The sequence below is a fragment of the Agromyces subbeticus DSM 16689 genome (assembly GCF_000421565.1).
Lineage (GTDB): Bacteria > Actinomycetota > Actinomycetes > Actinomycetales > Microbacteriaceae > Agromyces > Agromyces subbeticus.
This window is the reverse complement of record NZ_ATXG01000004.1, coordinates 25,714-52,684: the sequence shown is the minus strand read 5'-3', so window position 1 is coordinate 52,684 and position 26,971 is coordinate 25,714. Positions and strand designations below refer to the sequence as shown.

The following is a 26,971-nucleotide window of genomic DNA, read 5'->3' as shown; positions in this document are numbered from 1 at the left end:
ATTGGCGGCATCTCATCCGTCAGAGTCGCGCCTGACCGACGCCAGGATGTCTTCTTGCAACGCATGTGTTCAGCGAACACTTTAGGTTCGAGACATGAGGTGGCAAGACCCGGGAGTGCGGCTTCGTCTGGAGCGACGCCTCTCGCGACGTGTTCGGCGAGCTCCGATTGCGGACGGAGAGTCGGCGCCGCGGGCCACCGTCAGGCGGTGGCTGGTGCGGCGGTCGTGTCTCGCGGCGAGACCCTGGCCCAGACCGTCGCGACGACGACCGCGAGCACCGCGACGAGGGCGGCGATGCCGGTGACGGTCGATGCCGGGGCATCCGTCAACCGTGCGACGGCGACCCAGGCGAGGCCCCACCCGAGGGCGAGCGTCGGGGCGATCCGGCCCTGACCCCACACGGCGATCGCGACCCCCACGATGCCGGCGATCGCGATCACCGTCACCGACCACACCTCGGGAGCGATGCCCCAGCCGTCGAAGCCGGCGGCGACGAGCGCGGCGGTCACGTTCGCCGCGGTGGCGACGCAGACCCAGCCGAGATAGAGGCCCAGCGTGCCGTCGGTGAGGACCGCGTCGACCCTCGAGGTCGGCGGCACCGCGCGGCAGACCCGGAACGCCGCGATCAGCACGACGAGCAGCACGGCGATGATCGGAACGCTGAGCCAGAGCTGGTCGAACTGGATGCTGAGGATCCACGCGGCATTCAGCAGCAGCGATGCCGCGACGAGGTACCCGAGCCGACGATGCCGGGCCTCAGTGCGTTGCGATGGCAGGAACTGCCAGATCGCGTACGCCACGAGGCCGGCGTAGATGAGGCTCCAGATCGAGAAGGCCCCGCCGCCGGGCGCGATGAGCGTGGCGTCGGCCGCGAGTGCTCCGCCGGCGGCATCCTGCACCTGCTGGCCGCCGGCCGCGCCCGACCCGATGAACGCGCCGATCACCGCGAGCACCGCGCTGACCGCCACCGAGAGTTGCCGTACCAGGTCGCGGCCCGTCGAGGTCGCCGCTGAGGGTGTCGAACTCATGTCTGCTCCTGCCGTCGTCTGCGGATCTCGGTCGAGCTCCTTCCACGCTATCGGCGAGGCCCGCAGCTCGCCTCGAACTTCCGATGGATATCGAATGTCGCCGCGAGGGCACTGCCGGTCGGTGCCCGCGCTACTCCTCGACGAGTTCCGCGCGGATGCGCCGCAGATCCTCCATGAGCGAGCCGATCAGGATCCAGTGACCCGACTTCGGCGGGGTCACCACGAGCGGGGAGGTGAGCGCCGGTATCGCCGACGTCATCGGCTCGGGGTCGATGTCGGCCAGATGCACCGCGAGCCGCACGTCATGAGCGGCCCGGCGCAGCTGCTCGGCGATGGCCTGCACGGTCGGCTCGTCGGCGAGCGCCGCGTCGTAGTGGTCGAAGAAGGCGCGGGTCATGCCGATCACCTGCGTGACGATCGGGCTCAGCCGGTCGAGCAGGGTGCGCAGTTCGGTGAGCTCGGTGCGATGCGCCGAGCGGCGGGGATTGAGCGTGAGCGATTCCTCGCCGGTCGAGATCGAGGCATCCGCTGCGTCGCGCATCGGCCGCATCAGGCGGGCCTCGACCATGAGCCGCTGCAGGTCGCCCGCCGATTGCGGACTCTCGAGGGCGCTCGCGAGTCGGTCGAGGGATGCCGCGAGCTCGCCGCCGAGCAGCGAGATGTCGCGCCGGGCCGGGGCGAGGGCCACCGGCGGCACGATGAGCGCGTTGACGACGATGCCGATCGCCGCGCCGATGAGCGTCTCGATGATGCGGTCGATGGAGTACTCGGGAGACGAAGCGCCGAGTGCGAGCACGAGCATCGCGCTGATCGCGACCTGGTTCGACGTGCCGGGCGTCATTTTCAACGACCACGCGACGAGCATCGCGATCATGATGGCGACGAGCACGACCCAGCTGTTCTGCCCGAACACGAGCGAGAGGCCCGTGGCGACGAGCACGCCGAGGATCACTCCGATCGAACGCTCGATCGCCTTGCCGAGCGATTGGTTCACGCTCGGCTGCACCACGAGCAGCGCCGCGATCGCAGCGAAGACGGGCAGCGGTCCCGGAATCAGCCAGCCCGCGAGCAACCACGCCGCGATCGTTGCAACCGAGGCCTTGGCGACCTGGAGGATGGGCACGCGACGGGAGGCCCGGAAGGTGTCGGTGATGCCCATGGGCTCCATTCTGTGTGCTCGCCGGTCGAGTAGCGACGAAGGAGCGTATCGAGACCCGCTGCGGTGGTCTCGATACGGCCCTGGCGGGCCTACTCGACCGGCGGGCGGGTGACCGGCGGGCGGGTCACCGCGGAAGCGATCGCGGGTCGTCCTCCCCGTGCTCGGGCACGTCGGGGTCGTCGTGGTCGGCGAGCGGATCGTGGTCGACCACCTCGTCGACATCGGCGAGCGGCACGATGTCGGGCAGCGCGTTCTCCTCGGCGAGCGACGCGGGCGAGGCGCGGCGGGGCGCCGGCGAGGCATCCGTGCCCAGGCGCAGCCGTCGCCGGAGCCCGCGAACCCAGCGCGGCTCGCCGGCGATGAGTCCGCGCTCGAGCGGTGCCTCGACCTCGAGGCCGTAGTGCTCGCCGATGTGATCGATGAACTGGGCGCGTTCGGCCTTCGCGTACGCTCGGCGCTCTCGGGTGAAGGCGATGATCGTCGACCAGCAGATGAGCAGCATCACGATGCTGAAGGGCAGCGCGATGATGATCGCGGCGGTCTGCAGCGCGGTGAGCCCGCCCGTGAGCAACAGTGCGATCGCGAGCAGGGCCGTGATCGCCGTGAAGAAGATCCGGATCCAGCGCTTGGGGTTCAACTGCCCGCCAGTCGCGATCATGCCCATGACGAGCGCGCCCGAGTCGGCCGAGGTGACGAAGAAGATGGTGATGAGCAAGATCACGCCGACCGTCAGCACCGGCGTGCCTGGCAGGTAGGTGAGCAGCTGGAACAGCGCGCTCTCGACGTCGACGGTGCCGTCGGGCTGGGTGAGGGCGCCGGGATCGGCGAGCTCGATCGCGAGGGCCGAGCCGCCGAGCACGGCGAACCAGAGGATGCCGATGAGCGTCGGCACGAGGATGACACCTGCGACGAACTGCCGAACGGTGCGCCCCTTCGAGACGCGGGCGATGAAGATGCCGACGAACGGCGCCCACGAGATCCACCAGCCCCAGTAGAACGAGGTCCACGCCGCTTGCCACTCTTCGCCGGCCGTGCCCTGGAACGCGCTCACGTTGAACGAGAGGCCCACGAAATTCTGGATGTAGTTGCCGATCGACTGCACGAAGTCGCGCAGCAGGAACTCGCTCGGGCCCATCACCAGTAGGTACAGCACGAGGATGCCGGCGAGCACGAGGTTCGCCGTCGAGAGCCACTTCATGCCCTTCGTGACGCCCGAGAGCACCGACCAGAGCACGATCATCGAGATCACGAGGATGATGGCCACTTGCGTGAGGGCACTCGGCTCGAGGATGCCGGCGGCGTCGAGTCCGGCGCTGATCTGCAGCACGCCGAGGCCGAGCGAGGTCGCGACGCCGAACAGCGTGCCGACGAGCGCGACGATGTCGATCGCGTGGCCCCAGCCGCCCTCGACGCGCTTGCCGAGCAGGGGTTCGAGGGTCCAGCGGATCGAGATGGGGCGACGGCGACGGTGGATCGCGTAGGCGAGGCCGAGCCCCACCACGACGTAGATCGACCATGCGTGCACTCCCCAGTGCAGATAGGTCTGGCTGAGCGCCTGTTGCGCGAGCGCCTCGGGAGTGCCGGTAACCCCGGGTCGGGGCGAGACGAAGTGGCTGAGCGGCTCGCTCACCCCGTAGAAGACGAGACCGATGCCCATGCCGGCGGCGAAGAGCAGCGAGAACCACGAGAGCAGCGAGAACTCGGGCTCGTCGTCGTCGCGGCCGAGCTTGATGTCGCCGAATCGGCTGAAGCCGACGAACAGGCTGAACGCCACGAAGAACGCGGCGATGAGCACGTAGTACCAGTTGAAGGTGTTTACGATGCCGGTCTGGATCGCGCCGAACATCGCCTCGGCGGCGTCGGGTGCGATGAGTGCGAAGGCGACGAAGAGCGCGACGACCGCCGCCGCGGGCCAGAACACCCAGCGCTGCACGGGCGGCAATGACCTGAGGGCAGGAGGAGTTCGCTGGGTCTGCTCGGTCGGCTCGTTCGGCGTTCCGCTCATGCGCTCAACGGTAGCGAGGCAGGCGCCCGCGCGCACCAGTCCCGCTCGGTGTCGGCAGCAGCGGCTAGCGTGGCCGTCATGGCCCAGATCGATGCTGACCTCGCCCGCCTCGGCTCCGAGTTCTGGCAGTGGCGCGCCGTGAACTCGTTCCGCACATCCGACGATATTCCGCGCATCGAGCGACCGACGGGGTGGTTGCCGCGCTTCGACCCCGAGGGCGTCGAGGCGCAGCGGCGCGGCCTCGAGCCGTTCGTCGAACGCTGGCGGGCGACGGATGCCGCGGCGTTGCCGATCCCCGATCAGGTCGATCACCGGCTGCTGGGGTCGGCGATCGCGCGCGTGCGATGGGAACTCGACGTGCTGCGCAACTGGGAGCGCGACGCCGTGTTCCTCACGAGTCAGGTGCTCGGCCCGTGGTTCGACCTGCTGCTCGCACCATCCCCGTTCGACGCCGACCGGCAGGCCGACCTCGTGATGGTGCTCACCGCCATGCCCCGCGCGGTCGAGCAGGCCATCGCCAATCTCGAGCGGGCCGGAGTCGCGACCCTTGCACGGGTTGCCGCCGCCGAACTGGTCGACATCGGGCCGCGCCTCGCCGCCTCGGTCGCGGCCATCGCCGAGCAGGTCGATGCCGTGACGGCGACCGCGCTCGCCGAGGCGCAGCCCGCCGCGAGCGCAGCGCTCACTCGATACGCGCAGTGGCTCGAGGCATCCGCCGGCCGTCTCGGCCCCGATGTCATCGTGGGGCGTGACGCCTTCGTCTGGTACCTGCGTCACGTGGCGCTCGTCGCCGCCGAGCCCGAAGAGCTCGTGCGCGCGGCGCTGCACGACTACCGGCGAGCGATCGTGGCAGAGACGGTGAGCCGCAACAGGCACCGCGAGGTGCCGCCCGCGCCGCTTGCCCGCGACGCGGCGGCCGAGGTCGCCGACCAGGCCGAGCGCGAGGTCGAGGTGCGGGCGCTGTACGAGCGAGAGGGGCTCTTGAGCCAGCCCGGGTCGCTTCGGCACTACGGGTTCTCGGCCTACCCCGCGTATCTCGAACCGCTCGCGTTCCTCGGCGTCACCGACGATCTCACGAGCGAGCGGCGGCGCGAGCACGACGCCGTCTCGTACGTGCCCGCGCCGGCGGCCGAGCTGCCGTACTTCGACGCAGCCAACGCCCGCGACCCGCGCCTCGGCATCATCCACGAAGGTGCGCACAGTCAGCAGCTCGCGCTGTCGTGGGGGCACCCCCGCGAGATGCGCCGGCACTACGTCGACTCGGTCGCCAACGAGGGCATCGCCCACTACAACGAAGAGCTCATGCTCGACGCCGGGCTCTTCGACGACGCTCCGCACTCGCAGACGATCGTGCACAACTTCATGCGGCTGCGGGCCCTGCGGGTGGTCGTCGACGTCAACCTCGCGACGGGAGCGTTCGGTCTCGACGAGGCCGTCGACTTCTTCGTGCGGCTCGTGCCGATGGACGTCGAGACGGCGACCGAAGAGACCTCCTTCTACGTGGCGACCCCCGGGCTCGCGATGTCGTACCTCGTCGGCAAGCTCGAAGTGAAGCGGCTGTTCGCCGACGCGGCGGTTGCCCAGGGTGACGCGTTCTCGCTGCGCGAGTTCCACGATTCGCTCTGGCTCAACGGCAACGTGCCGGTCTCGCTGCAGCGCTGGGAGCTGCTCGACGATCGCAGCGACGTCGACGTGCTCGATGCCGCAGGCAACTGGGTCGAGACCTTCCCGGGGTAGGGGTAGGTGCCAGGGCCACGTCGTGCCATGATCGGCCTGTGGCCGACCGATTGATGCTCCTCGACACCGCTTCCCTCTACTTCCGCGCGTTCTACGGCGTGCCCGACTCCATCACGGCGCCCGACGGCACACCCGTCAACGCCGTGCGCGGGCTGCTCGACATGATCGCCCGGCTGACCGTCGACTTCGAGGCGACGCACCTCGTCGCCTGCTGGGACGACGACTGGCGGCCGGCGTGGCGGGTCGAACTCATTCCGAGCTACAAGGCGCACCGCGTCGAGCGCGTCGTGCCGGGCGGCGTCGACGTCGAAGAGACCCCGGCCGGCCTCATCGCGCAGATCCCTCGCATTCGCGAGGTGCTGGGCCTGCTCGAGATCCCGATCGTCGGGGCCGCCGAGCACGAGGCCGACGACGTCATCGGCACCCTCGCCACGGGCGCGCCGATGCCGGTCGACGTCGTCACGGGCGACCGCGACCTGTTCCAGCTCGTCGACGACGAGGCATCCGTACGGGTCGTCTACACCGCGCGCGGCATGAGCAAGCTCGAGGTGCTGACCGACGCCTCGGTCGTCGCGAAGTACTCGGTGCTGCCGCAGCAGTACGTCGACTTCTCGGTGATGCGCGGCGACACCTCCGACGGCCTGCCCGGTGTCGCGGGCGTCGGCGAGAAGACCGCGGCGTCGCTGCTGCGCGAGTTCGTCGACCTCGAGGGCATCAGGGCAGCGGCAGCGGATGCCTCGGCGCCGATGTCGGCGACGATGCGCGCGAAGTTCGCCGCCGCCTCCGACTACCTCGATGTCGCACCGACGGTCGTCGGAGTCGTACGCGACCTCGAGCTCGGCGACTTCGACGCGCGGCTCCGCCCGGTCGAGGGTGCCCGTCGCGAGGCGCTCGAGAAGCTCGGCGCCGAGTGGAACCTCGGCGGCTCGGTGCCGCGCGTGCTCGCCGCCCTCGACGCGATCGGCTGAATTCGAACCTCGCGGGTCGATCATTTCGGGTTCACCGAAACATTCCGAAAAGGATTGCGGTGGCGCGGTCCGCCCCGATACGTTGCCTTCACGTGCGTTGTGCTCACCGGTGAGCACCAACGGGAGAGGGAATGGACGACGTGGTCTGGGCATCGAGAAGACGAGGGCGGGGCGTGCGGGGTACGCTCGCGACCGCCGCCATTGCCGCCGTCGTGGGCAGCACATTGCTGGCCACGCCGGCATTTGCGGCGAACAGTGACATTGGGTACCCGACGTTCTCCGGCAGCGAGCAGCCGATCCCCGACATCGGGGTCGAGTACACGCCCGCCGGCCAGCTGCAGGCGATCTTCGACGCCGACCTCGCGGCCGGAGCCGGCACGAGTACCGAAACCGATTTCTGGATCGATGAGATGCTCGCGCGCACCGGCACAGCCGGCAGCCACGGCGACAACAACCAGTGGATCTTCACCCGCGGCCGCGCCGCGTTCATGAAGGAGCACACGCCGGGCGCCCTCGGGTTCGCCGGTCAACTCGCCTACTGGGAGTCGATCGACGGGCGCGGCGGCTACACGATCACCGCACTCGTCGGCGGCGCGAACGTCGCCCTCACCGAAGACACGGCCCAGCGCAAGCAGACGCCTAGCTACTGGCGCAGCGTGCATCGCAACGCCGGTGCCGGGCTCGAGATCGTGCAGACGAAGTTCATCACCGACGCCAACGTGCTCGTCACGAACCTCGAGCTGCGCTCGACCGGCCCGGCGCTCGACGTCACCCTGCGTGCCGTCTCGCCGTACGCCTCGATCGTCGAGGGCGGCGAGCTCACCGGCACGGTCGACGCGCTCAACGACCTCACGGTGCTGCACCCCAGGTTCTCGGGCGACGGCTTCGCTCCGGCCGACGGCGCGCTCGAGGCATCCGTCACCGTGCCCGCCGGCGGCAGCGCGACCACGAAGGTGCAACTCGGCCTCGTGACCGATGAGATCGCGGCATCCCGCACCGAGTACGACGCCGTGCGCGCTGCTGCGCCCGCCGCCGCCTACTCCTCGCACGTCACCGCGTACAACCAGTGGTGGGCCGACAACGTGCCCTACCTCGACACGCCCGAAGACAACATCGACAAGACGCTGTTCTACCGCTGGTGGCTCATGCGGTTCAATTTCCTCGATGCCGACATACCCGGCAACACGTACCAGTTCCCCACCTCGATGGAGGGCGTGCTCGGCTACAACAACTCGATCGTGCTGACGACCGGCATGTTCATCGACGACCTCAAGTACTTCCGCGACCCGATCTACTCGTACGGACCGTGGGTCGCCGCCGGCGAGACCTCGAAGAGCGCGAAGTTCGTCGACAATCCCGGCGACCCCGCCAACTGGTCGAACAGCTACACGCAGTACATCTCCGAGGCGGCCTGGCGCTCGTACCAGCTGCACGGCGGCCCGACCGCGATCGCCGAGAACCTCGCGACCTACGCCGAGAACGACGTCGAGGGGCTCATCGACGCCTACGACAGCGACGACAGCGGCCTCATCGACTACAACTGGGGCGCGATGACGGGTAACGACGCCGACGCGGTGTCGTTCCACGAGCGGCCGAACGCCTACATGGATCGCGCCGAGAACGCGTACCTCTACTCGAACGCGCAGGCCGCGGCAGAGGCGTACCGCCTCGCAGGCGACACCGCGAAAGCCGACGAGATGGACGCGTTCGCGCAGAACATCAAGACGAAGGTGCTCGACCTGCTCTGGGATGAAGACGAGAACCTGCTGAAGCACCGGTGGACGAGCGACGGCGCCCTCGCGAAGTGGAAGGAGATCAACAACTACTACCCCTTCAGCGTCGGACTGATGCCGAAGCCCGGAGACGCCGACTACGACGACGACTACGTCGACGCGCTGCGGCTCTTCGCGGATGACTCGGAGTACCCGATCTTCCCCTTCTACACGGCGAACCAAGCCGACCAGGCCGACTACGGCGGACCGGGTTCGAACAACTTCTCGGTCATCAACTCGACCGTCACCTTCCGCATGGTCGCCAGCGTGCTGCGCGACTACCCGACCGACGCGATCGACGCCGACTGGTACAAGAAGCTCCTCTACTGGAACGCGTGGGCGCACTACCAGAACGGCGGCGACAACCGCCTGCCCGATCAGAACGAGTTCTGGTCCGACGGTTCGGCCGACCCGCAGTCGATCGGCTACCGCTCGTGGATCCACCACACGATCCTCGGCGCGACGAACTTCACGATGATCGAAGACGCGATGGGATTGCGCCCGCGCAGCGACGCGAAGATCGAGCTCGACCCGATCGGCATCGGCTGGGACCACTTCACCGCCAACAACATCCGCTACCGCGACCGCGACCTCACGGTCACGTGGGACGAGCCGGGCGGCACCGACCACTACGGGCCGTCTGTGCCCGACGGTTACTCGGTCTTCCTCGACGGCGAACTCGCGTTCACGGTCGACGACCTCGCGCACGTGGTCTACGACCCCGCGACGGGCGAGCTCGAGATCGAGGGCGACGCCCAGCAGGTCTCGGCGAACACCTCGCCGGTGCAGGCGCCCGAGCAGGTGCGCTTCGCCGACGGTGCTCGCGTGGTCGACCTCTTCGCCAAGGCCGGGGCGGATGTCGCGACCGCGAGCACCGGCTCGGCGAACCTCGCTGCCGGGGCGCCCGTCACGGCGACCTTCTCGGCCAACGGCCGGGCTGCAGAAGCGGCGGTCAACGGCACCACCGTGAACGAGCCGTTCTGGGGCACCGCCGGTTCGCCGAATGCCAAGGACTCGCTCACGATCGAGCTGGGCGCCGAGCAGACGTTCGACGACGCGCGTGTCTTCTTCTACGACTCCTCGTCGAGCGCGACCGTTGCGGGCTACCGCGAGCCGGCCATGTTCACCCTCGAGGTGCGGCAGGGCGGCGAGTGGTCGCCCGTTCCGCAGCAGGCGCGCACGCCCGCGTACCCCCGGGCGAACCTCAACCAGGTGCAGTTCCCCGAGGTCACCGGTGACGCCGTGCGCGTGACGGTCACGCACGCCGGCGGAGCCAAGACCGGCGTCAAGGAGGTGCAGCTGTTCAGCACGGGCGTCGAGGCCCCGGCGTCGACGAACCAGCCTCCGCTGGTGACCGCGTGGCAAGACGTGCAGGCGTCGACCGCCGGTGAGGCGGCGCTCGTCGGCACGGCGAAGGACGACGGGCTGCCGGGCGGCGATCTCGCCGTCGACTGGTCGATCGTCTCGGCGCCGGATGGCGCGACCGTGCTGTTCGACGACGCGGCTGCCGCATCGACCACCGCCCGGTTCTCTACCGACGGCACGTACGTGCTGCGGCTCACCGCCGACGACGGCGAGGCCGCGAGCTCGACCGACGTGACCGTGCAGGGCGAGGTCGCCTCGCGCGGCATGAACGTCGCCCCCGACGCCACGCCGACGGCCGAGTTCACGGCCGGCTGGAACAACGTCAACGCCGTCAACAACGGCACGGTGCTGCACAGCGGCGGTGCCCAGACCGAGCTCTGGGGCACGTGGTCGGGCTCGCATCCGGCCACCCGCTGGCTGCAGTACGAGTGGGACGAGCCCGTGCGCGTCTCTGGCGCAGAGGTCAGCTTCTGGCGCGACCAGAACGACGTGAACTCGTCGGCCGGCGTCAATGTGCCGAAGTCGTGGAAGGCGCAGTACTGGGACGGCGGCGCGTGGGTCGATGTGCCCACGCCAGGCGCCTACGGCGTGCTCCGCGATGAGCCGAACTCGACGGAGTTCGGCGCCGTGACCACCACGCGGCTGCGCCTCGTGCTGAGCGCGATGGGCTCAGGCTCCACATTCGCGGCCGTCGGCGTCAGCGAATGGAAGGTGTTCGCCGACGCGCCAGTCTCGATCGAACCGATCGACGTGCGCACGACGGTGGGCGTGCTTCCCACGCTGCCGTCGACCGTCGACGGCACGTTCACCGACGGGAGCCACGGCGACCTCGCGGTCGCCTGGGCTGCGGTCACCGCCGAGCAGGTCGCCGGCGAGGGCAGCTTCGCGGTCGCGGGCATCGTTGCGGGCTCGCCCGTTCCCGCCTCGGCGACCGTCTGGGTGCGGGCGACCGCGCCGGGCCAGGTGAACGCGGTCGACCCGGTGGCGGTGCAGACCTCCGCTGGCGTCGCGCCGGATCTGCCGGCCGCGCTCGGGGTGCTCTACAACGACGGCTCGCGAGAGGACCTGCCCGTCGAGTGGCAGGCGATCGACCCGGCCGACTACGCGAGCGACGGCGAGTTCACGGTCGACGGCGAGGTGCAGACCGAGTTGCCGGGCGTCACCGCGGCGCTCGCGACGGTCTCGGTCGGCGGTGGCTCCACCGGCCCAGACACGCAGGCTCCATCGGTCACGCTCACGACGGCGCCCGAGGCGCCGGCATCGGGCTGGCACACGGGCGACGTGACGCTCTCAGCATCGGCGACCGACAACCGCGATCCTGCGCCGTCGGTCGAGGTGCGCGTCGACGGGGGAGCCTGGGCGGCGTACACGGCTCCACTGGTGGTCTCGGCCGAGGGTTCGCACCTCGTCGAGGCGCGGGCGACGGATGCCGCGGGCAACGTGTCGAGCGTGCCCGAATCCGAGTTCCGCATCGACGTGACGGCCCCGGCCCTCTCGATCGCGACCGACCCGGTGGGCCGCACCGTGAAGGCCACGGCGGTCGACGCCGGCTCGGGCGTCGCCTCGCTCGAGTACCGCTTCGCGGGTGAGACCGACGAGCAGTGGCGAGCGGTGACGGGGTCGATCCTCGTCGGACTCGACGAGGTGCGCATCGAACTGCGGGCGACGGATGCCGCGGGCAACGTGAGCGCGGTCGAGGAACGCACCGTGCCGGCGAGCGACGGCAACCACCGCCGCAACGTCGCGCTGCTCGCAACGCCGACGGCCTCGGTCACGGCGGGCTGGAACCGGGTGACCGGGCTCAACGACGACGTGCAACCGACCTCGTCGGGCGACGTCACGCCGAACGACAACACCAACGTCTGGGGCGCATGGCCCGAGATCGGCGAGCAGTGGGTGCAGTACGACTGGACGGAGCCGGTCACGATCGGCGAGCTCGGCGCGTACTTCGTCTCGAACCTCGACGACGCCGGCCTCGGCATCGACGTGCCCAAGACGTGGCACGCCGAGTACTGGAGCCCCGATTCCGGTGATTCCGGGGCTTGGGTGCCCGTCGAGGCATCCGTCGACTACGGCGTCGCGCTCGACGCGTACAACGTCGTCGAGTTCGCTCCCGTGACGACGACGAAGCTGCGACTGCAGCTCGAGGCGAGCGGCACGGAGTCGGGAGCCGGCAGCCTCGGCATCAAGGAGTGGCAAGTCTTCGAGGCGCCGCCGGTCGAGGTGCCCGACACCCAGGCGCCCGTCGTCACCGCGGCCGTCGACCCGGCGGCGCCGGTGAGCGGCTGGCACACGGGAACGGTCACCGTCTCGGCGACCGCGCTCGACGACCGCGACGACGCTCCCTCGATCGAGGTGCAGCCCGGCGACGGCGCGTGGGCGGCGTACGCCGAAGGTGTGCCGATCAGCGACGACGGCGTGCACACGGTGCGGTTCCGGGCGACGGATGCCGCGGGCAACGTGTCGGAGCCGGCGACCGTCGAGGTGCGGCGCGACGCCACGGCACCGGCGGGCTCGCCCGCGTTCGATGTCGACACCCGCACGGTGACGATCGGGTCGAGCGATGCCGCATCCGGCGTCGCGCTCGTCGAACTGCGGCTCGGCGACGGCGCGTGGGCGACCTACACGGCCGCGGTCGTCGTGGGCGACTCGGCCACGACGGCGAGGGCACGAGTGACGGATGTCGCGGGCAACGTCTCGGAGGTGGCGGAGCTCGCCATTCCGGCGAAGTCCACCGACCCCGGCACGGACCCCGGCGGTGACCCCGAGCCGAGCGGATCGCTCACGGGCAATGAGGTGGTGCGCATCGGCGTGACGCAGGTCGCCCCGGGTGGCACGCTGCCCGTCTCGCTCACGGGCGCCGAGCCCGGCGCGGTGTTCGCGGTCGAGTTCCGGTCGGAGCCGACCCGCATCGGCACCCTCGTCGTCGGCGACGACGGCACGGCGTCGGGCACGTTCATCGTGCCGGCGAACGCCGAACCCGGCACGCACACGGTGGCGCTCATGCTGCCGGGCGGCGAGGTCACCGCGACGGTCACGGTCGTGGCTCCAGGCGCGAGCAGCCCCGGGGCGGGCGCGTCGGGACCGAGCGGGTCGATCGCCTCGACCGGTGTGCCCGAGATCACGGCGACCGTCGTGTGGCTCGCCCTCGGCGCGATCGTGGTCGGCCTCGGCGTCGCCCTGGTCGCGGCACGGCGCCGGAACCGCACGGAGTAGGTCGACAGCCGGGTGCGGGCACTCGCCCGCATCCGGCCGTCGTCGACGTCACTCGCACCCTCTTCTGCACTCTCTTCTGCACACACGCGTCATCCCGGTCGAAGGAGACCACATGCTTCGCACGCGCATCACCACCGCCTCGGCGGCGCTCGGCACGATCGGCGCGCTGCTGCTCGCCGCCCTGCCGACCGCGCCAGCAGCGGCCGCGACCGACAACCCCATCGTCGGCGACGGCTCGGTCTACTCGGCCGATCCGGCGACGCTCGTGGTCGACGACACGCTCTACGTCTTCGCTGGACGCGATGAAGCGGGCCCCACCGTCAACGACTTCATCATGAACGAGTGGCAGGCGTTCTCGACGACCGACGTCGAGAGCGGCGCGTGGGAGCACCATCCTTCGCTGATGCGACCCGAGAACGTCTTCGACTGGGCGACGCCGGGTCGTGCGTACGCCGGCCAGGTCGTCGAGGGCGGCGACGGCCGCTTCTACTGGTACGTGCCCGTGCACGAGGCGGCGAGCACCTCGCCCGACAAGTTCGGCATCGGCGTCGCCGTCTCCGATTCACCGCTCGGGCCGTGGACCGACCATGCCGGCGCCCCGATCGTCTCGCAAGCGATCCTCGGCAACGACGCGCACAACATCGACCCGACCGTGCTCGTCGACGACGGGCGCGTGTGGATGTACTGGGGCAGCTTCGGCCGCCTCATGTCGACCGAGCTCGCCGCCGACATGAAGACGCTAGTGGGGTCGCCGGCGAACGTCACGAGCGGCATCACCGGGTTCTTCGAGGCGCCGTGGCTGTTCGAGCGCAACGGCACGTACTACCTCGCCTACGCCGCGAACAACGCCGGCCCGACGAGCTCGTGCACGCCCGCCAACTACCACGCGTGCATCGCCTACTCGACGGCTGCGAGCCCCGTCGGGCCGTGGACCTTCCAGGGCCGCATCCTCGCGCCGGTCTCGTCGACCACGAGTCATCCGGCGATCACCGAGTTCGGCGGCGAGTGGTTGATCGCCTACCACACGGCCGACGCGGAGCGCGGAAACCACTTCCGCCGCTCCGTCGCGATCGACCGCCTCGAGTGGGACGATTCCGTCTCGCCCGCCCGCATCCTGCCCGTCACGACGACGCCGGAGCGCGGCCTCGACCTGACACCGCGCTCGAACGTGGCACCGTGGGCGACCGCCTCGGCGTCGAACCAGCCGATCCCGACGCAGTACTGGATGAAGTCGCTCAACGACGAGCTGATCCGGCCGAACCCGCTGCCGCCGGACATGTGGGGCAGCTGGACCGGCACCCGCCCGGCGCAGCAGTGGATCCAGTACGACTGGGATGCGCCGGTGCGGGTCGATCGCGCCCGCATCAAGTTCTGGCGCGACGTCGCGCCCGGCACCGGCAACGGCGTTTCCGACCCGGCATCGTGGTCACTGCAGTACTGGAACGACGGCGAGTGGCGCGACGTGCCGAACCCGAGCGGGTATCCGACCTCGACGACGGCCGTGCACGAGGTGACCTTCGGCGCCGTGACGACCTCGCGACTTCGAGCCGTGCTCGACGCCTCGCCCAATGCCGCGAGCCCGCCCGAGTACTCCGCGCTCGCCGTCGAGGAATGGGAGGTGCACGCCGCGCAGCCCTCCGCCGTCGCACCCGTGACGGTGAGCACCGTCGTCGGCGTGCAGCCCGAACTGCCCGACACCGTCGCCCTCGACTACGGCGACGAGCTGGTCGGCGCGCCCGTGCACTGGTCGCCGATCGACCCGGCCGACCTGGCCGCGGCCGGCGAGTTCGCGGTCGCCGGCTTCGTCGAGGGCTACGCGGCCGGCACGGTCACGGCGAACGTCACGGTGCTCGGCGAGAACCCCTGGCGTGCGAACCTCGCGCTCACGGGAACGCCCGATGCCGAGCTCACCGCCGGCTGGAACCGCGTCGGTGCCCTCAACGACGGCGCGATCGCCTACACGGGCGGCACGAACGACGCCGTCTGGGCGACGTGGTCGGGCGAGCGGCCGGCGACCCGCTGGGCCGGCTACACCTGGCCCGAGCCGGTGCGGATCGACGGTGTCGGCGCCCACTTCTGGAGCGATCAGGCTGGGCCGGATGCCGGTGACGGCATCGCCGTGCCCGAATCATGGACCGCAGAGGTGCTCGTCGACGGCGAGTGGCGCGAGGTGTCGAACGCCGACGAGTACCCGACCGAGCGGGAGGCACCGAACCGGGTCTCGTTCGACCCCGTCGTGACGACCGGGCTCCGGCTCGTGCTCGCCGCGCAGTCCGACGGCTCGACCAACGCGGCCGTCGGGCTCAGCGAGCTCGAGGTGTTCGGCGAGACCCTCGACGCGGTCGCGCCCGCCGTCGAACTGTCGCTCGACGGCGTCGACGGAGTCGCCGACTGGTGGCTGTCGCCGGTGACCGTCCGAGCGACCGCGACCGACGACCGCGACGTGCGCGCTCGCATCGAGCTCGCGATCGGCGACGGCGCGTGGCAGGCGAGCGAGAACGTGCGCTTCGCCGAGGCGACCGTGACCGGTGACGGCGAGCACTTCGTGCGCGCCAGGGCGACGGATGCCGCGGGCAACGTGTCGGCCGAGGCATCCGTCGCCGTTCGCATCGATGCGAGCCGGCCGACCGTGGCCGGTGCGTTCGACGTCGAGGCGCGATCGGTCTCGGCGACCGCCGCCGATGCGGGCTCCGGCGTCGCGGCGATCGAATCCGCCATCGATGCTCCGACCGGCTGGGCTCCGTACACGGCGGCCGTGACGGTCGACGAGGAACGGCACGTCGTCTACCTGCGTTCGCGCGATGCGGCCGGCAACGTCTCGGACACGGCATCGATCACGGTTCCGCGCTCGAACACCGCGCCGCTCGTCGGCAACATCGCACCGATCGCCACAGCGTCGGCCTCGTACACCTCGCCGTGGAACGCCGTGACGGCCGTGAACGACGGTTCGATTTCGGGTGCCTCGTGGGGCACGTGGCCGATGGTCGGCGAGCAGTGGGTGCAGCTCGAGTGGGACCGCATCGTCACCGTCGACCGGGCCGGCGTGCTCTTCTTCCGCGACTCGAGCGATGCGGCGGGGGCGGGCATGATCCCGCCGTCGGCGTGGAAGCTGCAATTCGTCGACCTCGTCACGGGGGAGTGGAGCGACGTCGCGACCGCCGATGCCTACGAGCGGTCGAGCGAGACGGTCAATGAGGTGTCGTTCGCCGCCGTGACGACCACGAAGCTGCGGGCAGTCATGCAGGCATGGGGTGCCGCAGAGGCCGGCGGCTCGAGCGGAACGCTCGAGTTCGAGGCGTGGGCTGCCGAGGTCGACGAACCGGATGTCGCGGCGCCGACGCTCACGGTCGGCACCGAGACCGAGCCCGGTGCGAGCGGCTGGCACCGCGACCCGGTGCGGGTCGTGGCGAGCGCCGCCGACGACCGTGACCCCTCGCCGCGCGTCGCGTATCGCGCCGGGGCCGGCGAGTGGGCCGACTGGGCCGGGGACCTCGTGATCGACGACTCGGGCGAACACCTGGTCGAGGCCGAGGCATCGGATGCCGCGGGCAACGTCTCGGAGCGACGCAGCGTGCTGGTTCGACTCGACCGCATCGCCCCCGAATCGGCCGTGACCGGTGTTCCCGATGAGCCGGGCGCCGACCCCGTGGCCCTCACGGTCACCGCGAGCGACGCGCACTCCGGCGTCGCATCGACCGAGGTCCGTGTCGGCGATGCCGTCGACTGGACGCCGGTCGGCGCCGATGCGGTCATCGTCTCGGAGATCGGCACGACGACGGTCGAGTACCGCTCGACGGACGTCGCGGGCAACGTCGAGTCGACGAGGGAGGTCGAGGTCGTGATCACGGACGGTGGCCCGGTCGAACCCGATCCGCCGACCATCGACCTCGGCACGGGCCGCGTGTCGGCCGGCGGATCGCTCGCGATCGTAGCCGCGGGCTTCGCGCCCGGCGAGCCGGTGCGCGTGACGCTGTACTCGGAACCGGTCGTGCTCGGCACCCTCGGCGCCGATGAGACGGGAGCCGTCGAGGGCGTCGTGACCGTGCCCGCATCCACGGCGGGTGGAACGCACCACCTCGAGCTGCTCGGCACCGAGAGCGGGCGCTCGGTGCGGGCGGAGCTGCAGGTGGATGCCGCGGCTCCCGCCGGGCAGGGCGGGGTCGCGAGCGCACCGGGCGGCGGCCTCGCGTCGACCGGCTCGGCTGCGGCATCCCTCGTTCCACTGGCCGTGTTGCTCGCCGGCCTCGGAGCACTGCTGCTCGCCCGGCGGTCACGAGTGGAGAGAGGTACCCATCGACGCTGAGCCGATCGCGGCATACGGTCGGAGCATGAAGACTCGAACACGAAGCACACTTGCTGGCGCGGCTGCGGCGGCACTGCTCGCAGCAGGACTCTTCGTCGCTCAGCCCGCCCAGGCATCGGGCATCATCATCGACGTCGGAGCGACGGTCACCTTCACCAACAACTGCACGCACCGGGTCGGTGTCTCGATCTCGAAGGATTGGGAGGCCGGCTCTGCCGTCAACCCGATCGACGAGTACTTCATCCTCGGCGTCGGCGAGAAACGTCATTTCAACAACCTCCAGCCCACTGAGGCGGATGGCACGATGTATGCGATGACGTACCACGTCGCCGCCGACGGCAACGGCTCGGCCATCATCAGGCAGGGCGTGCTGAGGGAGACCTACGCTGCCCAGATGTGGTACATCTGCGGCATCCCGGGCCTCTCGTTCAAGTAGACGACCGCGTCGGCTCGGCGACCGCGTCAACTCGACCGCGTCAACTCGGCGACCGCGTCAGCGTCGCGCGATCGTCGAACCGCGGATCACGAGTCGCACGGGAAGGTACTCGGTGCCCGAGCGCGCCTCGTCGTCGAGGGCGGTGAACACGCGCTTCGCGGCGAGCCGGCCGAGCTCTTGCAGGTTGGCGTCGATGCTCGTGAGCTCAGGGCGGGCGTTCGTGGCGAGCACCTCCCAGTTGTCGTAGCCGATCACGGCGATGTCGTCGGGCACCGTGCGGCCGAGGTCGCGAAGGGTGTCGAGCACGCCGCGCGCGATCTGGTCGGAGCCGCACACGATGCCGTCGATCTCTGGGTGCTGCGCGAGCAGCATGGCGGCGGCGTCGCGCCCCCAGTGCTCCGACCATGCCGAAAACATCGCGTCGCCGACGAGGTCGAGGCCCGCGGCCTGCAGCCCGTCGCGCACGCCGAGGAGGCGGTCGCGGGCCGCGGCGTAGGCGGGGTCGCCCGTGATGTGCGCGATGCGGCTGCGGCCGCACGAGATGAGGTGCTCGACCGCGAGGCGACCGCCGGCCCGGTTGTCGGGCGTCAGCGAGAGGTCGGCCGGGTCGTCTGACGGCGCGTACGCGTAGACGACGGGCACGGGAAGCGAGTGGCCGAGCGAGGGCCTGGGATCGGTCTGCCGGCCGACCACGATGATGCCGTCGACGCGCCGGTTGAGCAGCGCCTTGATGTGGTGCTGCTCGCGGATCGCATCGCCGCGGGCGTCGCAGAGGAAGACGTTCACCTGGCCCGCGCCGAACGCGTCTTCTGCGCCCATCAGGATCGGGATCACGAATCGGCCCTCGAGGTCGCTCGTGAGCAACCCGACCGTGCCGGTGCGCCCGGCGAGCAGGCTGCGTGCGAGCTGGTTCGGGGTGAACGAGATCTGCTCGGCGGCTTCGAGCACGCGCCGGCGGGTCGCCGGCGCCACTTCGTCGCGACCGTTGATCGCCTTCGACGCTGTGGCGATCGACACCCCGGCGATGCGTGCGACGTCGCTGAGCGTCGCTTGCCGACTTGCTGCGGAACCATGTTCGACTCGCGCCATTGCGACCCCTTCCTCGTGACGCAAACGTTACCGGACGAGGTACTTGACGCCGCCCGAATCCCAAGAGTAACGTACCGAAAAGCATTTCGGTATTTTCGACATCCCGACCGAATGCCCTTGCACCCCGGGCTCAGCGAGCCCGCTCAACGACGAGTATGAGGAGATTCACATGACACGCATGACTGGCCGAACGCGGCGGGCGCTCGGAGTGCTCGCCGCCGGAGCGCTGATCGCGGGCCTGGCCGCCTGCGCGAACACCGAGGAGCCCGCGTCGAGCCTCGCCGATGCCGGGGCCGAGGGCATCGACGACGGTTCGACGCTGACGCTCTGGACCCGCGCCCCGCTCGAGAAGCAGGCCAAACTCCTCGTCGAGGCGTACAACGACTCGCACGAGAACCAGGTCGAGCTGACCGTCGTGCCGAACGACGACTACGTCGCGAAGGTCGGCGCAGCAGCCGGCTCGGGCGGGTTGCCCGACCTCTTCGCGGCCGACATCGTGTACGTGCCCAACTGGGTCGAGCAGGGCCTCTTCCAAGACATCTCGGCCCAGATCGACGGCCTCGACTTCAAGGACGAGATCAACGCGGGCCACCTCTCGGCGGGCACCCTCGACGGCAAGGAGCACGTGCTGCCGTTCGTGCTCGACCTCTCGATGATGTTCTGGAACAAGGAGCTCTTCGCCGAGGCCGGTCTCGACCCCGAGAAGGCACCCGCGAACCTGCAGGAGTTCGCGGACGCGGCCAAGGCCGTGCAGGCGCTGAACAAGCCCGACACCTACGGCACGGCGACCGGCCTGAACTGCGGCGGATGCCTCGTCTTCACCTGGTTCCCGAGCATGTGGGCCGACGGCGAAGAGGTGCTGTCCGACGACGGCACCGAGTCGCTGCTCGCGAGCGACCCGGCCAAGGAGATGTACTCGGTCTGGAAGGACCTCTGGGACTCGGGCGCAGTGCTGCCCTCGTCGAAGGATGAAGCGGGCCCCACATGGACGGCGGGCTTCACCGAGGGCAAGGTCGGCCTCATGTTCTACCCGGCCACGCTGCTCTCGTCGACCGAGTTCGACGCCGGCGTCGCCGGCATCCCCGGCCCCGAGGGCGGCGCATCCACGTTCGTGGGCGGCGACGGCCTCGGCATCTCGAAGGACTCGAAGAAGGCCGCGCAGGCGTGGAACTTCCTCAACTGGATGATGTCGGAGGAGGCGCAGGTCGGCGTGCTCGCGAAGAACAACGACGTCGTCGCCCGCTCCGACCTCGCCGACAACGAGTTCTCCGCGAAGGACCCCCGCCTCGTCACGATCAACGAGGTCGCCGGTGACGGCGACACCCCGGTGGCGATCAACTTCCAGCAGGCCTTCAACGCGCCGAACAGCCCGTGGCTCACGCTCGTGCGCAACGCGGTGCTCGGTGACGGGGCAACCGTCGACGCCGACAACGACGAGATCACCGCGGTGCTCTCGGAGTAACGGAACGACCATCGGCCGGCGCTCGGCCATCGGTACTGCCGAGCGCCGGCCGTGTCCCACCTCGAAAGGCTTCATCGCATGACTGCGACACTCCACCCGCCGGCCTCATCGCCGGCACCGCCCGAGGCGCGAGGCGCGCGGCGACCGGCTCGACGCCGGCGCGGCCGACGCACCCACGGCGCACTCGCGGGCTGGCTCTACGCCGCCCCGACCGCACTGTTCGTGCTGCTGCTCTTCGTGCTGCCCCTGCTGCTCGTGCTGCAGATGTCGGGCTCCGATTGGCCGCTGCTGAGCGGCAACCAGGGGCCGAACTTTCCCGAGAACTACCAGGTCGCGGTCTCGAACCGCTTCTTCATGGACTCGGTGATCTTCACCCTCAAGTACACGGTGCTCACGACCGTCATCCTGCTCGCGCTCAGCCTCGGCCTCGCGATGCTCGTGCAGGAGTCGAGCCGATGGAAGGGGCTGCTGCGTACCTCGATCCTCATTCCGAGCGCGCTCGGCCTCGCGTCGGCGTCACTCCTCTTCTACGTGATCTACTCGCCCATCGCGGGCCCGTTCGCCGACCTCATGGCGTCGTGGGGCTTCACCTTCCTCGGCACGCCCGACGGCGCGCTCTGGTCGACGATCTTCCTCATCGTGTGGCGCTACGCGGGCTTCTACATGCTGCTCATGCTCGTGGGCCTGCAGGGCATCCCCGACGACGTCTACGAAGCGGCCCGCATCGATGGCGCGTCGCGCTGGCAGACGTTCCGCGACGTCACGCTGCCACTGCTCCGCCCGACGCTCGCGCTCACGACCGTGCTCTGCGTCACCGGCTCGCTGCTCGCATTCGAGCAGTTCTACATCCTGACCAAGGGCGGCCCCGACAACTCGACGATCACGATCGTGCAGCTCATCTACAGCGTGGCCTTCCAAGGTCCCAACGACCTCGGCGTGGCCGGTGCGCTCTCAGTGATCGTGCTGCTCGCCCTCGTCGTCATCAACATCGCGCAGATCCGCGCGTTCGGCAAGAAGGCGGAAGACTGATGAGCGTCGACACCGCATCCGCGGCGACGACGCGGGCGATCGTGACGGATGCCGCGGGCAGCAGTTCTCGCGCACGACGCGGCGGCCAGCGGCATCCGGCGACCTCGTTCGCGGGCATCGCGCTGCGCACGCCCTACTGGGTGCTGACGGCCGGCCTCGCGCTGATCTTCCTGTACCCGCTGATCTGGACCGCGATCTCGTCGGTGTCGCCGCTGGCGGGCACCAACCAGGTCGACGGCTGGGGCTTCGGCAACTACGCGACCCTCGCGAACTACCAGGCCGGCATCTGAGTCTACCTCGGCAACTCGTTCTTCGTGTCGCTCCTGACCGTGCTGCTCACGCTCACGATCTCGCTGCTCGGCGGCTACGCCTTCGCCCGGTTCTCGTTCCCGGGCAAGAACGTGCTGTTCCTCGCGACGCTCGCTATCCTGATGGTGCCCTACGCCACGCTGCTCATTCCGCTCTACGTGCTGCTGAACCTCGTGGGCCTCTCGAACTCGCTCGTGGGCGTGGCGCTCGTGCTGACGATGTTCCAGCTGCCGTTCTCGATGTTCATGATGCGCATCTCGTTCGAGTCGATTCCGCGCGAGCTCGACGAGGCGGCGATGGTCGACGGCTGCTCGACCTTCTCGGCGCTCTGGCGGGTGCTGATCCCCGCGGTCAAGCCGGGCCTGATCACGGTCGGCCTGTTCGCGTTCCTCGCGGCCTGGAACGACTTCATGGCCCCGCTCATCCTCATCAACGACTCGAACCGCATGACGCTGCCGCTCGCGATCTCGAACCTCCGCGGGCAGGCGCAGGGCGTCGTCGACTACGGCGCGACCGAGGCCGGTGTCGTGGTGCTCGCGCTGCCGTGCATCCTGCTCTTCCTGATTCTTCAACGACACTACGTGCGCGGCTTCATGTCGGGCGCCTTCAAGGGATGACCATGACCCTCACCACACCCACCACCACCACCCACGCCGTTCCGGTCGCACCGTCGACGGGTGTGCTGCGCCCGCTCGGGCTCGACGAGGTGTCGATCACCGGCGGCTTCTGGGGCGAGCGCCAGGCGGTCAACGGGCGCAACACGCTCGCCCATGTCGAGCACTGGCTCGAGCGCGAGGGATGGCTCGCGAACTTCGATCTCGCCGCGGCGGGCACACTGCCCGAGGGGCGACGGGGCAGGGAATTCGCCGACTCCGAGGTGTACAAGTACCTCGAGGCCGTGGCCTGGGAGATCGGTCGCCGCGATGCCGCCGACGGGGCGGCGGGTGCGAGCGACGAGCTCGAGCGCCGGTTCCGCGCGATCGTCGATCGGGTCGCCGCCGCGCAGGAGGCCGACGGGTACCTGAACACCCGCTTCGGCCGGCCCGGACAGGAGCCGCGGTGGAGCGACCTCGAGTGGGGACACGAGCTCTACTGTCTCGGCCACCTGTTCCAGGCCGCGGTCGCGCGCGCCCGCACCCGGCCCGACGTCGATGACGGCCTGCTCGTCATCGCCCGCCGCGCGGCAGACCTCGTGTGCGAGGTGTTCGGCGAGGGCGGTCTCGAGCGCATCTGCGGGCACGCCGAGATCGAGGTGGGGCTCGCCGAGCTCGCCCGTGCGACCGGAGAGGCGCGTTACCTGCGCCAGGCCGAGCTCTTCGTCGAGCGGCATGGGCAGGGCACGCTGCGCGACATCGAGTGGGGTCGCTCCTACTACCAGGACGACGTGCCGGTTCGCACTGCAGACGCCTTGCGGGGCCACGCCGTGCGAGCGAACTACCTCGCCGCCGGCGCAGCGGATGTCGCCGTCGAGAACGCCGACGCCGAGCTGCTGACCTCGCTCGAGCGGCAGTGGCGGCGCACCGTCGAACGGCGCACGTACGTGACGGGCGGGCAGGGCTCGCACCATCAGGACGAAGCGTTCGGCGAGGACTTCGAACTGCCCTCCGACCGCGCGTACTCCGAGACCTGCGCGGGCGTCGCCTCGATCATGTTCAGCTGGCGGATGCTGCTGGCTCACGGCGACGCGCAGTACGCCGACCTGATCGAGCGCACGCTCTTCAACGTCGTGGCGACCTCGCCGTCGGCCGAGGGAACGGCGTTCTACTACGCCAACACCCTGCACCAGCGTCGCCCGGGTGCGCCGGCCGACGCCGACGAGGTGTCGCCGCGAGCCTCGTCGTCACTGCGCGCGCCGTGGTTCGAGGTCTCGTGCTGCCCGCCGAACGTCGCCCGCACCTTCGCGAGTCTCGCCGCCTACCTCGCCACGGTCGATGATTCGGGTGTGCAGCTGCACCAGTACGCGCCGTCGACGATCCGCACGCGGCTGGCCGACGGTCGCGAGATCTCGCTCGAGGTGTCGACCGACTACCCGCGCGACGGCGCGGTGCGCGTGCGCGTGCTGGCCGACGCGGGCGGCGAGTGGACGCTCTCGCTCCGGGTGCCGGCCTGGGCCGCCGGTGCGCGGCTGACGGTGCGCGCCGCCGGTGAAGCGGTCGCGCAGGTGTGGCCGGCAGATCCGCAGGGCAGGGCCGGCATGACCTCGGTGACGCGTGCGTTCGCCGCGGATGACGAGATCGTGCTGGAACTGCCCGTGGTGCCGCACTTCACTGCGCCCGACCCCCGCGTCGATGCGGTGCGTGGTTGCCTCACGGTCGAGCGCGGCCCCGAGGTGTTCGCGCTCGAGTCGGTCGATCTGATCGGCACGCCGCTCGAGGCATCCGACCTCGCCGACCTGCGCGTCGACGCCGCCGTGGAGCCGGCCGACTCCGAGCGCGGGCCGGTCGTCGCGCTGAGGGATCGGCGCACCGGCGCCCACGCAGCGGTGCCGCTCGTGCGATACCACGACTGGGCGAACCGCGGCCCGTCGACGATGCGGGTCTGGGTGCCCACCGCGTAGCCGGAGCCACGAGCGGGGCACGGCGGGCCTCGGTACCGTTGCTCCTTCGCGACCCGGCACAGGTGGCCGTGCGCGGGCTCACTCAGCGCGTCATGCGGAGCGGGTTGTCGCGCGCGAGCTCCACGACGATGGCCTGCTCGGAGCCGGGGTCGGCGGCGTCGTACCAGAGCCGGGTCGTGTCGCCGACCTTCACGTCGCCGGCGCGGCGGATGAGCATGGTGCGCTCGACCCAGCGCTGCGTGCCCGCGGCATCCGTGAAGGTGAAGGTCACCGCGGCCCACAGGCCCCGGCTCGTCGGGTTCGGCCCCGGCGGCACCCGGGTGACGGTCGCGGTGGTCTCGGTGCCGTTCGTCTGCGCTCGCGCCTGCCGCTCGTCGCGGCGTCGACGATTCGCGCGCGCCGTCGCCGTCAGCACCCAGACGAGTACGCCGAGCCCGATGAAGAGCAGCCCCAGCCAGGCGGGGAAGTCGACCAGCGCGCCGCCGGCCTGCACGGGTGCCCAGAGCAGGCCGGCACCGAGCAGCGCCAGCGCGCTGCCGAGCACGATGGGCCCGGCACGCCACGTGCCGAAGGTCGCGATCGAGAAGATCAGGAAGCCGGCCCACGCGACGATCGAGCTCACGAGCGCGGTCACCTGCATCGCGGCCGTCGTGGCGGCGAAGCCCTCGACGGAGAGCACGCCCCACGTGAGCCCGGCGATCGCGAACGAGGCGAGCAGGATGAAGCTCACGATGCCCCGTACGATCGGGCGCCGTTGCTCGGCGCGCGCTCTGCGGGTCACGTCGGGGTCGGTCAGGCTCATGCCTCATCAGAGCATGGACGACGACGCATGGGCAAGCGGCGTGGGTCAGACGCTCACGCCGCGGGGGCCCGGCATCGTCTCGCCGAACCAATGGTCGGGTGCCGGCAGCTGCACGCCGATCGACGCCAGCGCGATCACCGCGAACGCGTAGATCATGATGGCGATCGTGAGCGCGCCGAGCGCCATCGTGACCGGCACCGCGAACGACGCGCGCATGCCCTCACGGCGATAGCGGGGCACCGCCATGAAGGCGATCCACATGGCAGTCACGGCGAAGCCGGTGATCCACACGGTGCGCAGCGCGTCGCCGGCGAGCGGTGCGACCACGGCCAGCACGAGCGAGGCGATCGACATGAGCAGGCCCGTGTAGGCGAACAATCGGGCGAAACCGATGCCGCCGATGTCGTCATCGCCGGTCCACCACGGCCCGTCTGGGTCGCTCGGTTCGCTCGGCTCGCGGGGTGCGCTCATCTTGCGATCGTAGAGCGGATGCCGCGGCTCACGCCTGCCCGCTCGCGCCCGCCCGATCAGGCGAGCGACTGCACGAAGCGCCGCACCCGCTCGGCCAGCTCGCTCGGCACCTCGGCCGCCGTGAAGTGGCCGCCCTCGTCGAGCCGGTCGAACTCGCGCAGCCCGAGGTAGTGGCGTCGCGCGAGCGACTCGGGGTAGTCGGCCTCGTGCCGTTGGATGAAGACCGCGGCGGGCACCGAGGTCGACGGGATCGGGTCGGGTGTGTCGGCGCCTTCGTAGTAGGGCCGGAACGATGATCCGATCGTCTGGGTGACCCAGTAGATCATCGCCTCGGTGAGGATCCGGTCTCTCGAGATGCGCCGCTCGACCCGGCGCGGGTCGCCGGCTGGCGTGTCGCTCCATTCGACGAGCTTCTCGGCGAGCCAGGCGAGCAGGCCGGCGGGGGAGTCGTTGAGGGCGACGGCGAGGGTGTCGGGCCGCGTCGCCTGCACGTGGCCGTAGGCGCCGTCGGTCTCATGCCGGTCGGCGATGCCGGCGAAGAACGCCACCTCGTCGGGCTCGGTCAGTTCTGCGCGCTCGTCGGAAGTCGGGAAGTGCGCGTGTGTCGCCACGATGCCGGCCACGTGCTCGGGGTATCGCGCCGCGATGAGATCGCTGACGTTCGCCGTGACGTCTTCGCCGTAGGTGACGTATCGCTCGTAGCCGAGCACCTCGGTCATGAGCTCGTGCATCGTCGCAGCGAGTCGCTTCTCGGTCATCTCGCCGGCGCCGTAGGGCGAGGAGAACGCGAACCCTGGCAGGCTCGCGACGACGACGTGGAAGTCGGGCAGCTGATCGGCGAAGTCGAGTTGCAGCGCGAAGGTGTGCGGCCACCCGTGCATGACGAGCAGCGCCGGGGCATCCGCTCGTTCTGATCTCAAGTGCGCGAAGTGCACCGACGCGTCGCCGATCTCGGCGATGAACTGCGGATGCCCGTTGAGCCACGCCTCGCGTGCCCGCCAGTCCCACGCCCGCCACGAGCCGATGAGCTCACGGAGGTAGCCGGCGGTCATGCCGGCGGATGGGCGCCGAGGCGAGTCGTCGGGCACCCGGCTGCGGTCGAGTCGTGATCGCAGGTCGTCGAGAACCTGGTCTGGCACCTGGAGCGCGAACGGCCGCACGTTGCTCATGTGCCGACGCTACGCCCCGCCGCCGACATCGGCGCGTGACCATCGGGCTGCGTTCTGCGCGCGATTGTCACGAATTACAGAAATTCCGACCCGA

Annotated in this window: 17 protein-coding genes; 10 read left to right on the top strand and 7 right to left on the bottom strand. The window is 70.2% G+C overall.

Annotated features, from left to right (window positions below):
- Nucleotides 1-200 precede the first annotated feature (200 nt).
- The 3 genes from H521_RS22290 to H521_RS22285 all read right to left on the bottom strand — a co-directional run bounded on the left by H521_RS22290 (nt 201) and on the right by H521_RS22285 (nt 4,192).
- Nucleotides 201-1,028 (bottom strand): tryptophan-rich sensory protein, encoded by an 828-nt coding sequence (locus tag H521_RS22290; protein ID WP_022892547.1) that lies wholly within the window; start codon nt 1,026-1,028, stop codon nt 201-203.
- A 130-nt stretch (nt 1,029-1,158) separates the two neighbouring features.
- The gene (locus H521_RS0108220) at nt 1,159-2,187 is read right to left on the bottom strand and encodes an FUSC family protein (RefSeq protein WP_022892546.1); all 1,029 of its coding nucleotides are present in this window, start codon (nt 2,185-2,187) and stop codon (nt 1,159-1,161) included.
- Between the two features lie 124 nt (nt 2,188-2,311).
- Nucleotides 2,312-4,192 (bottom strand): BCCT family transporter, encoded by a 1,881-nt coding sequence (locus H521_RS22285; RefSeq protein ID WP_084512127.1) that lies wholly within the window; start codon nt 4,190-4,192, stop codon nt 2,312-2,314.
- A gap of 78 nt (nt 4,193-4,270) precedes the next feature.
- On the opposite strand from H521_RS22285, the gene H521_RS0108210 reads away from it, so the two are divergent.
- The 5 genes from H521_RS0108210 to H521_RS0108190 all read left to right on the top strand — a co-directional run bounded on the left by H521_RS0108210 (nt 4,271) and on the right by H521_RS0108190 (nt 17,989).
- Nucleotides 4,271-5,929 (top strand): DUF885 family protein, encoded by a 1,659-nt coding sequence (locus H521_RS0108210; RefSeq protein ID WP_022892544.1) that lies wholly within the window; start codon nt 4,271-4,273, stop codon nt 5,927-5,929.
- Between the two features lie 38 nt (nt 5,930-5,967).
- Nucleotides 5,968-6,897, top strand: a complete 930-nt coding sequence (locus H521_RS0108205) for a 5'-3' exonuclease (RefSeq protein WP_026482068.1) — start codon at nt 5,968-5,970, stop codon at nt 6,895-6,897.
- A 131-nt stretch (nt 6,898-7,028) separates the two neighbouring features.
- A complete protein-coding gene (locus H521_RS0108200) occupies nt 7,029-13,250 on the top strand; it encodes an OmpL47-type beta-barrel domain-containing protein (protein WP_026482067.1) in 6,222 nt (2,073 codons plus the stop codon).
- A gap of 112 nt (nt 13,251-13,362) precedes the next feature.
- Entirely contained in the window at nt 13,363-17,553 is a 4,191-nt protein-coding gene (locus H521_RS26235; protein ID WP_022892541.1) for an OmpL47-type beta-barrel domain-containing protein, read from the top strand.
- A gap of 25 nt (nt 17,554-17,578) precedes the next feature.
- Nucleotides 17,579-17,989 (top strand): hypothetical protein, encoded by a 411-nt coding sequence (locus H521_RS0108190; RefSeq protein WP_022892540.1) that lies wholly within the window; start codon nt 17,579-17,581, stop codon nt 17,987-17,989.
- A gap of 57 nt (nt 17,990-18,046) precedes the next feature.
- Here the strand turns inward: H521_RS0108190 and H521_RS0108185 are convergent, their stop codons facing one another.
- On the bottom strand, nt 18,047-19,078 hold the full coding sequence (locus H521_RS0108185; protein ID WP_022892539.1) for a LacI family DNA-binding transcriptional regulator: 1,032 nt from the start codon (nt 19,076-19,078) through the stop codon (nt 18,047-18,049).
- Between the two features lie 169 nt (nt 19,079-19,247).
- Between H521_RS0108185 and H521_RS0108180 the strand changes: the two genes are divergently transcribed.
- From H521_RS0108180 to H521_RS0108165, 5 genes are all read left to right on the top strand, one after another.
- Nucleotides 19,248-20,540, top strand: a complete 1,293-nt coding sequence (locus H521_RS0108180; protein ID WP_026482066.1) for an ABC transporter substrate-binding protein — start codon at nt 19,248-19,250, stop codon at nt 20,538-20,540.
- Nucleotides 20,541-20,618: 78 nt separating this feature from the next.
- Nucleotides 20,619-21,569, top strand: a complete 951-nt coding sequence (locus tag H521_RS22275; RefSeq protein WP_022892537.1) for a carbohydrate ABC transporter permease — start codon at nt 20,619-20,621, stop codon at nt 21,567-21,569.
- A complete protein-coding gene (locus tag H521_RS26395; RefSeq protein WP_245560959.1) occupies nt 21,569-21,859 on the top strand; it encodes a hypothetical protein in 291 nt (96 codons plus the stop codon). Before H521_RS22275 ends, H521_RS26395 begins: the two co-directional genes overlap by 1 nt.
- Before the next feature lie 24 nt (nt 21,860-21,883).
- Nucleotides 21,884-22,495, top strand: coding sequence for a carbohydrate ABC transporter permease (locus H521_RS22270; protein ID WP_245560958.1), 612 nt, complete (start codon nt 21,884-21,886; stop codon nt 22,493-22,495).
- A gap of 2 nt (nt 22,496-22,497) precedes the next feature.
- Complete coding sequence (locus H521_RS0108165) at nt 22,498-24,435, top strand: glycoside hydrolase family 127 protein (RefSeq protein WP_026482065.1); 1,938 nt, start codon at nt 22,498-22,500, stop codon at nt 24,433-24,435.
- Between the two features lie 82 nt (nt 24,436-24,517).
- Here H521_RS0108165 and H521_RS24975 read toward each other — a convergent pair whose 3' ends face one another.
- From H521_RS24975 to H521_RS0108150, 3 genes are read right to left on the bottom strand one after another with little or no spacing between them, the layout of a single operon-like run.
- On the bottom strand, nt 24,518-25,237 hold the full coding sequence (locus H521_RS24975; protein WP_022892535.1) for a hypothetical protein: 720 nt from the start codon (nt 25,235-25,237) through the stop codon (nt 24,518-24,520).
- Nucleotides 25,238-25,282: 45 nt separating this feature from the next.
- Nucleotides 25,283-25,708, bottom strand: a complete 426-nt coding sequence (locus H521_RS0108155; RefSeq protein ID WP_022892534.1) for a hypothetical protein — start codon at nt 25,706-25,708, stop codon at nt 25,283-25,285.
- 56 nt (nt 25,709-25,764) lie between these two features.
- Entirely contained in the window at nt 25,765-26,877 is a 1,113-nt protein-coding gene (locus tag H521_RS0108150) for an epoxide hydrolase family protein (RefSeq protein WP_022892533.1), read from the bottom strand.
- Nucleotides 26,878-26,971: the final 94 nt, after the last annotated feature.

Excerpts from the sequence above, each read along its gene's own strand:
- H521_RS22290 (WP_022892547.1), bottom strand. The coding sequence starts at position 1,028 with ATGAGTTCGACACCCTCAGCGGCGACCTCGACGGGCCGCGACCTGGTA.
- H521_RS0108220 (WP_022892546.1), bottom strand. The coding sequence starts at position 2,187 with ATGGGCATCACCGACACCTTCCGGGCCTCCCGTCGCGTGCCCATCCTC.
- H521_RS22285 (WP_084512127.1), bottom strand. The coding sequence starts at position 4,192 with ATGAGCGGAACGCCGAACGAGCCGACCGAGCAGACCCAGCGAACTCCT.
- H521_RS0108210 (WP_022892544.1), top strand. The coding sequence starts at position 4,271 with ATGGCCCAGATCGATGCTGACCTCGCCCGCCTCGGCTCCGAGTTCTGG.
- H521_RS0108200 (WP_026482067.1), top strand. The coding sequence starts at position 7,029 with ATGGACGACGTGGTCTGGGCATCGAGAAGACGAGGGCGGGGCGTGCGG.
- H521_RS26235 (WP_022892541.1), top strand. The coding sequence starts at position 13,363 with ATGCTTCGCACGCGCATCACCACCGCCTCGGCGGCGCTCGGCACGATC.
- H521_RS0108190 (WP_022892540.1), top strand. The coding sequence starts at position 17,579 with ATGAAGACTCGAACACGAAGCACACTTGCTGGCGCGGCTGCGGCGGCA.
- H521_RS0108185 (WP_022892539.1), bottom strand. The coding sequence starts at position 19,078 with ATGGCGCGAGTCGAACATGGTTCCGCAGCAAGTCGGCAAGCGACGCTC.
- H521_RS0108180 (WP_026482066.1), top strand. The coding sequence starts at position 19,248 with ATGACACGCATGACTGGCCGAACGCGGCGGGCGCTCGGAGTGCTCGCC.
- H521_RS22275 (WP_022892537.1), top strand. The coding sequence starts at position 20,619 with ATGACTGCGACACTCCACCCGCCGGCCTCATCGCCGGCACCGCCCGAG.
- H521_RS26395 (WP_245560959.1), top strand. The coding sequence starts at position 21,569 with ATGAGCGTCGACACCGCATCCGCGGCGACGACGCGGGCGATCGTGACG.
- H521_RS0108165 (WP_026482065.1), top strand. The coding sequence starts at position 22,498 with ATGACCCTCACCACACCCACCACCACCACCCACGCCGTTCCGGTCGCA.
- H521_RS24975 (WP_022892535.1), bottom strand. The coding sequence starts at position 25,237 with ATGAGCCTGACCGACCCCGACGTGACCCGCAGAGCGCGCGCCGAGCAA.
- H521_RS0108155 (WP_022892534.1), bottom strand. The coding sequence starts at position 25,708 with ATGAGCGCACCCCGCGAGCCGAGCGAACCGAGCGACCCAGACGGGCCG.
- H521_RS0108150 (WP_022892533.1), bottom strand. The coding sequence starts at position 26,877 with ATGAGCAACGTGCGGCCGTTCGCGCTCCAGGTGCCAGACCAGGTTCTC.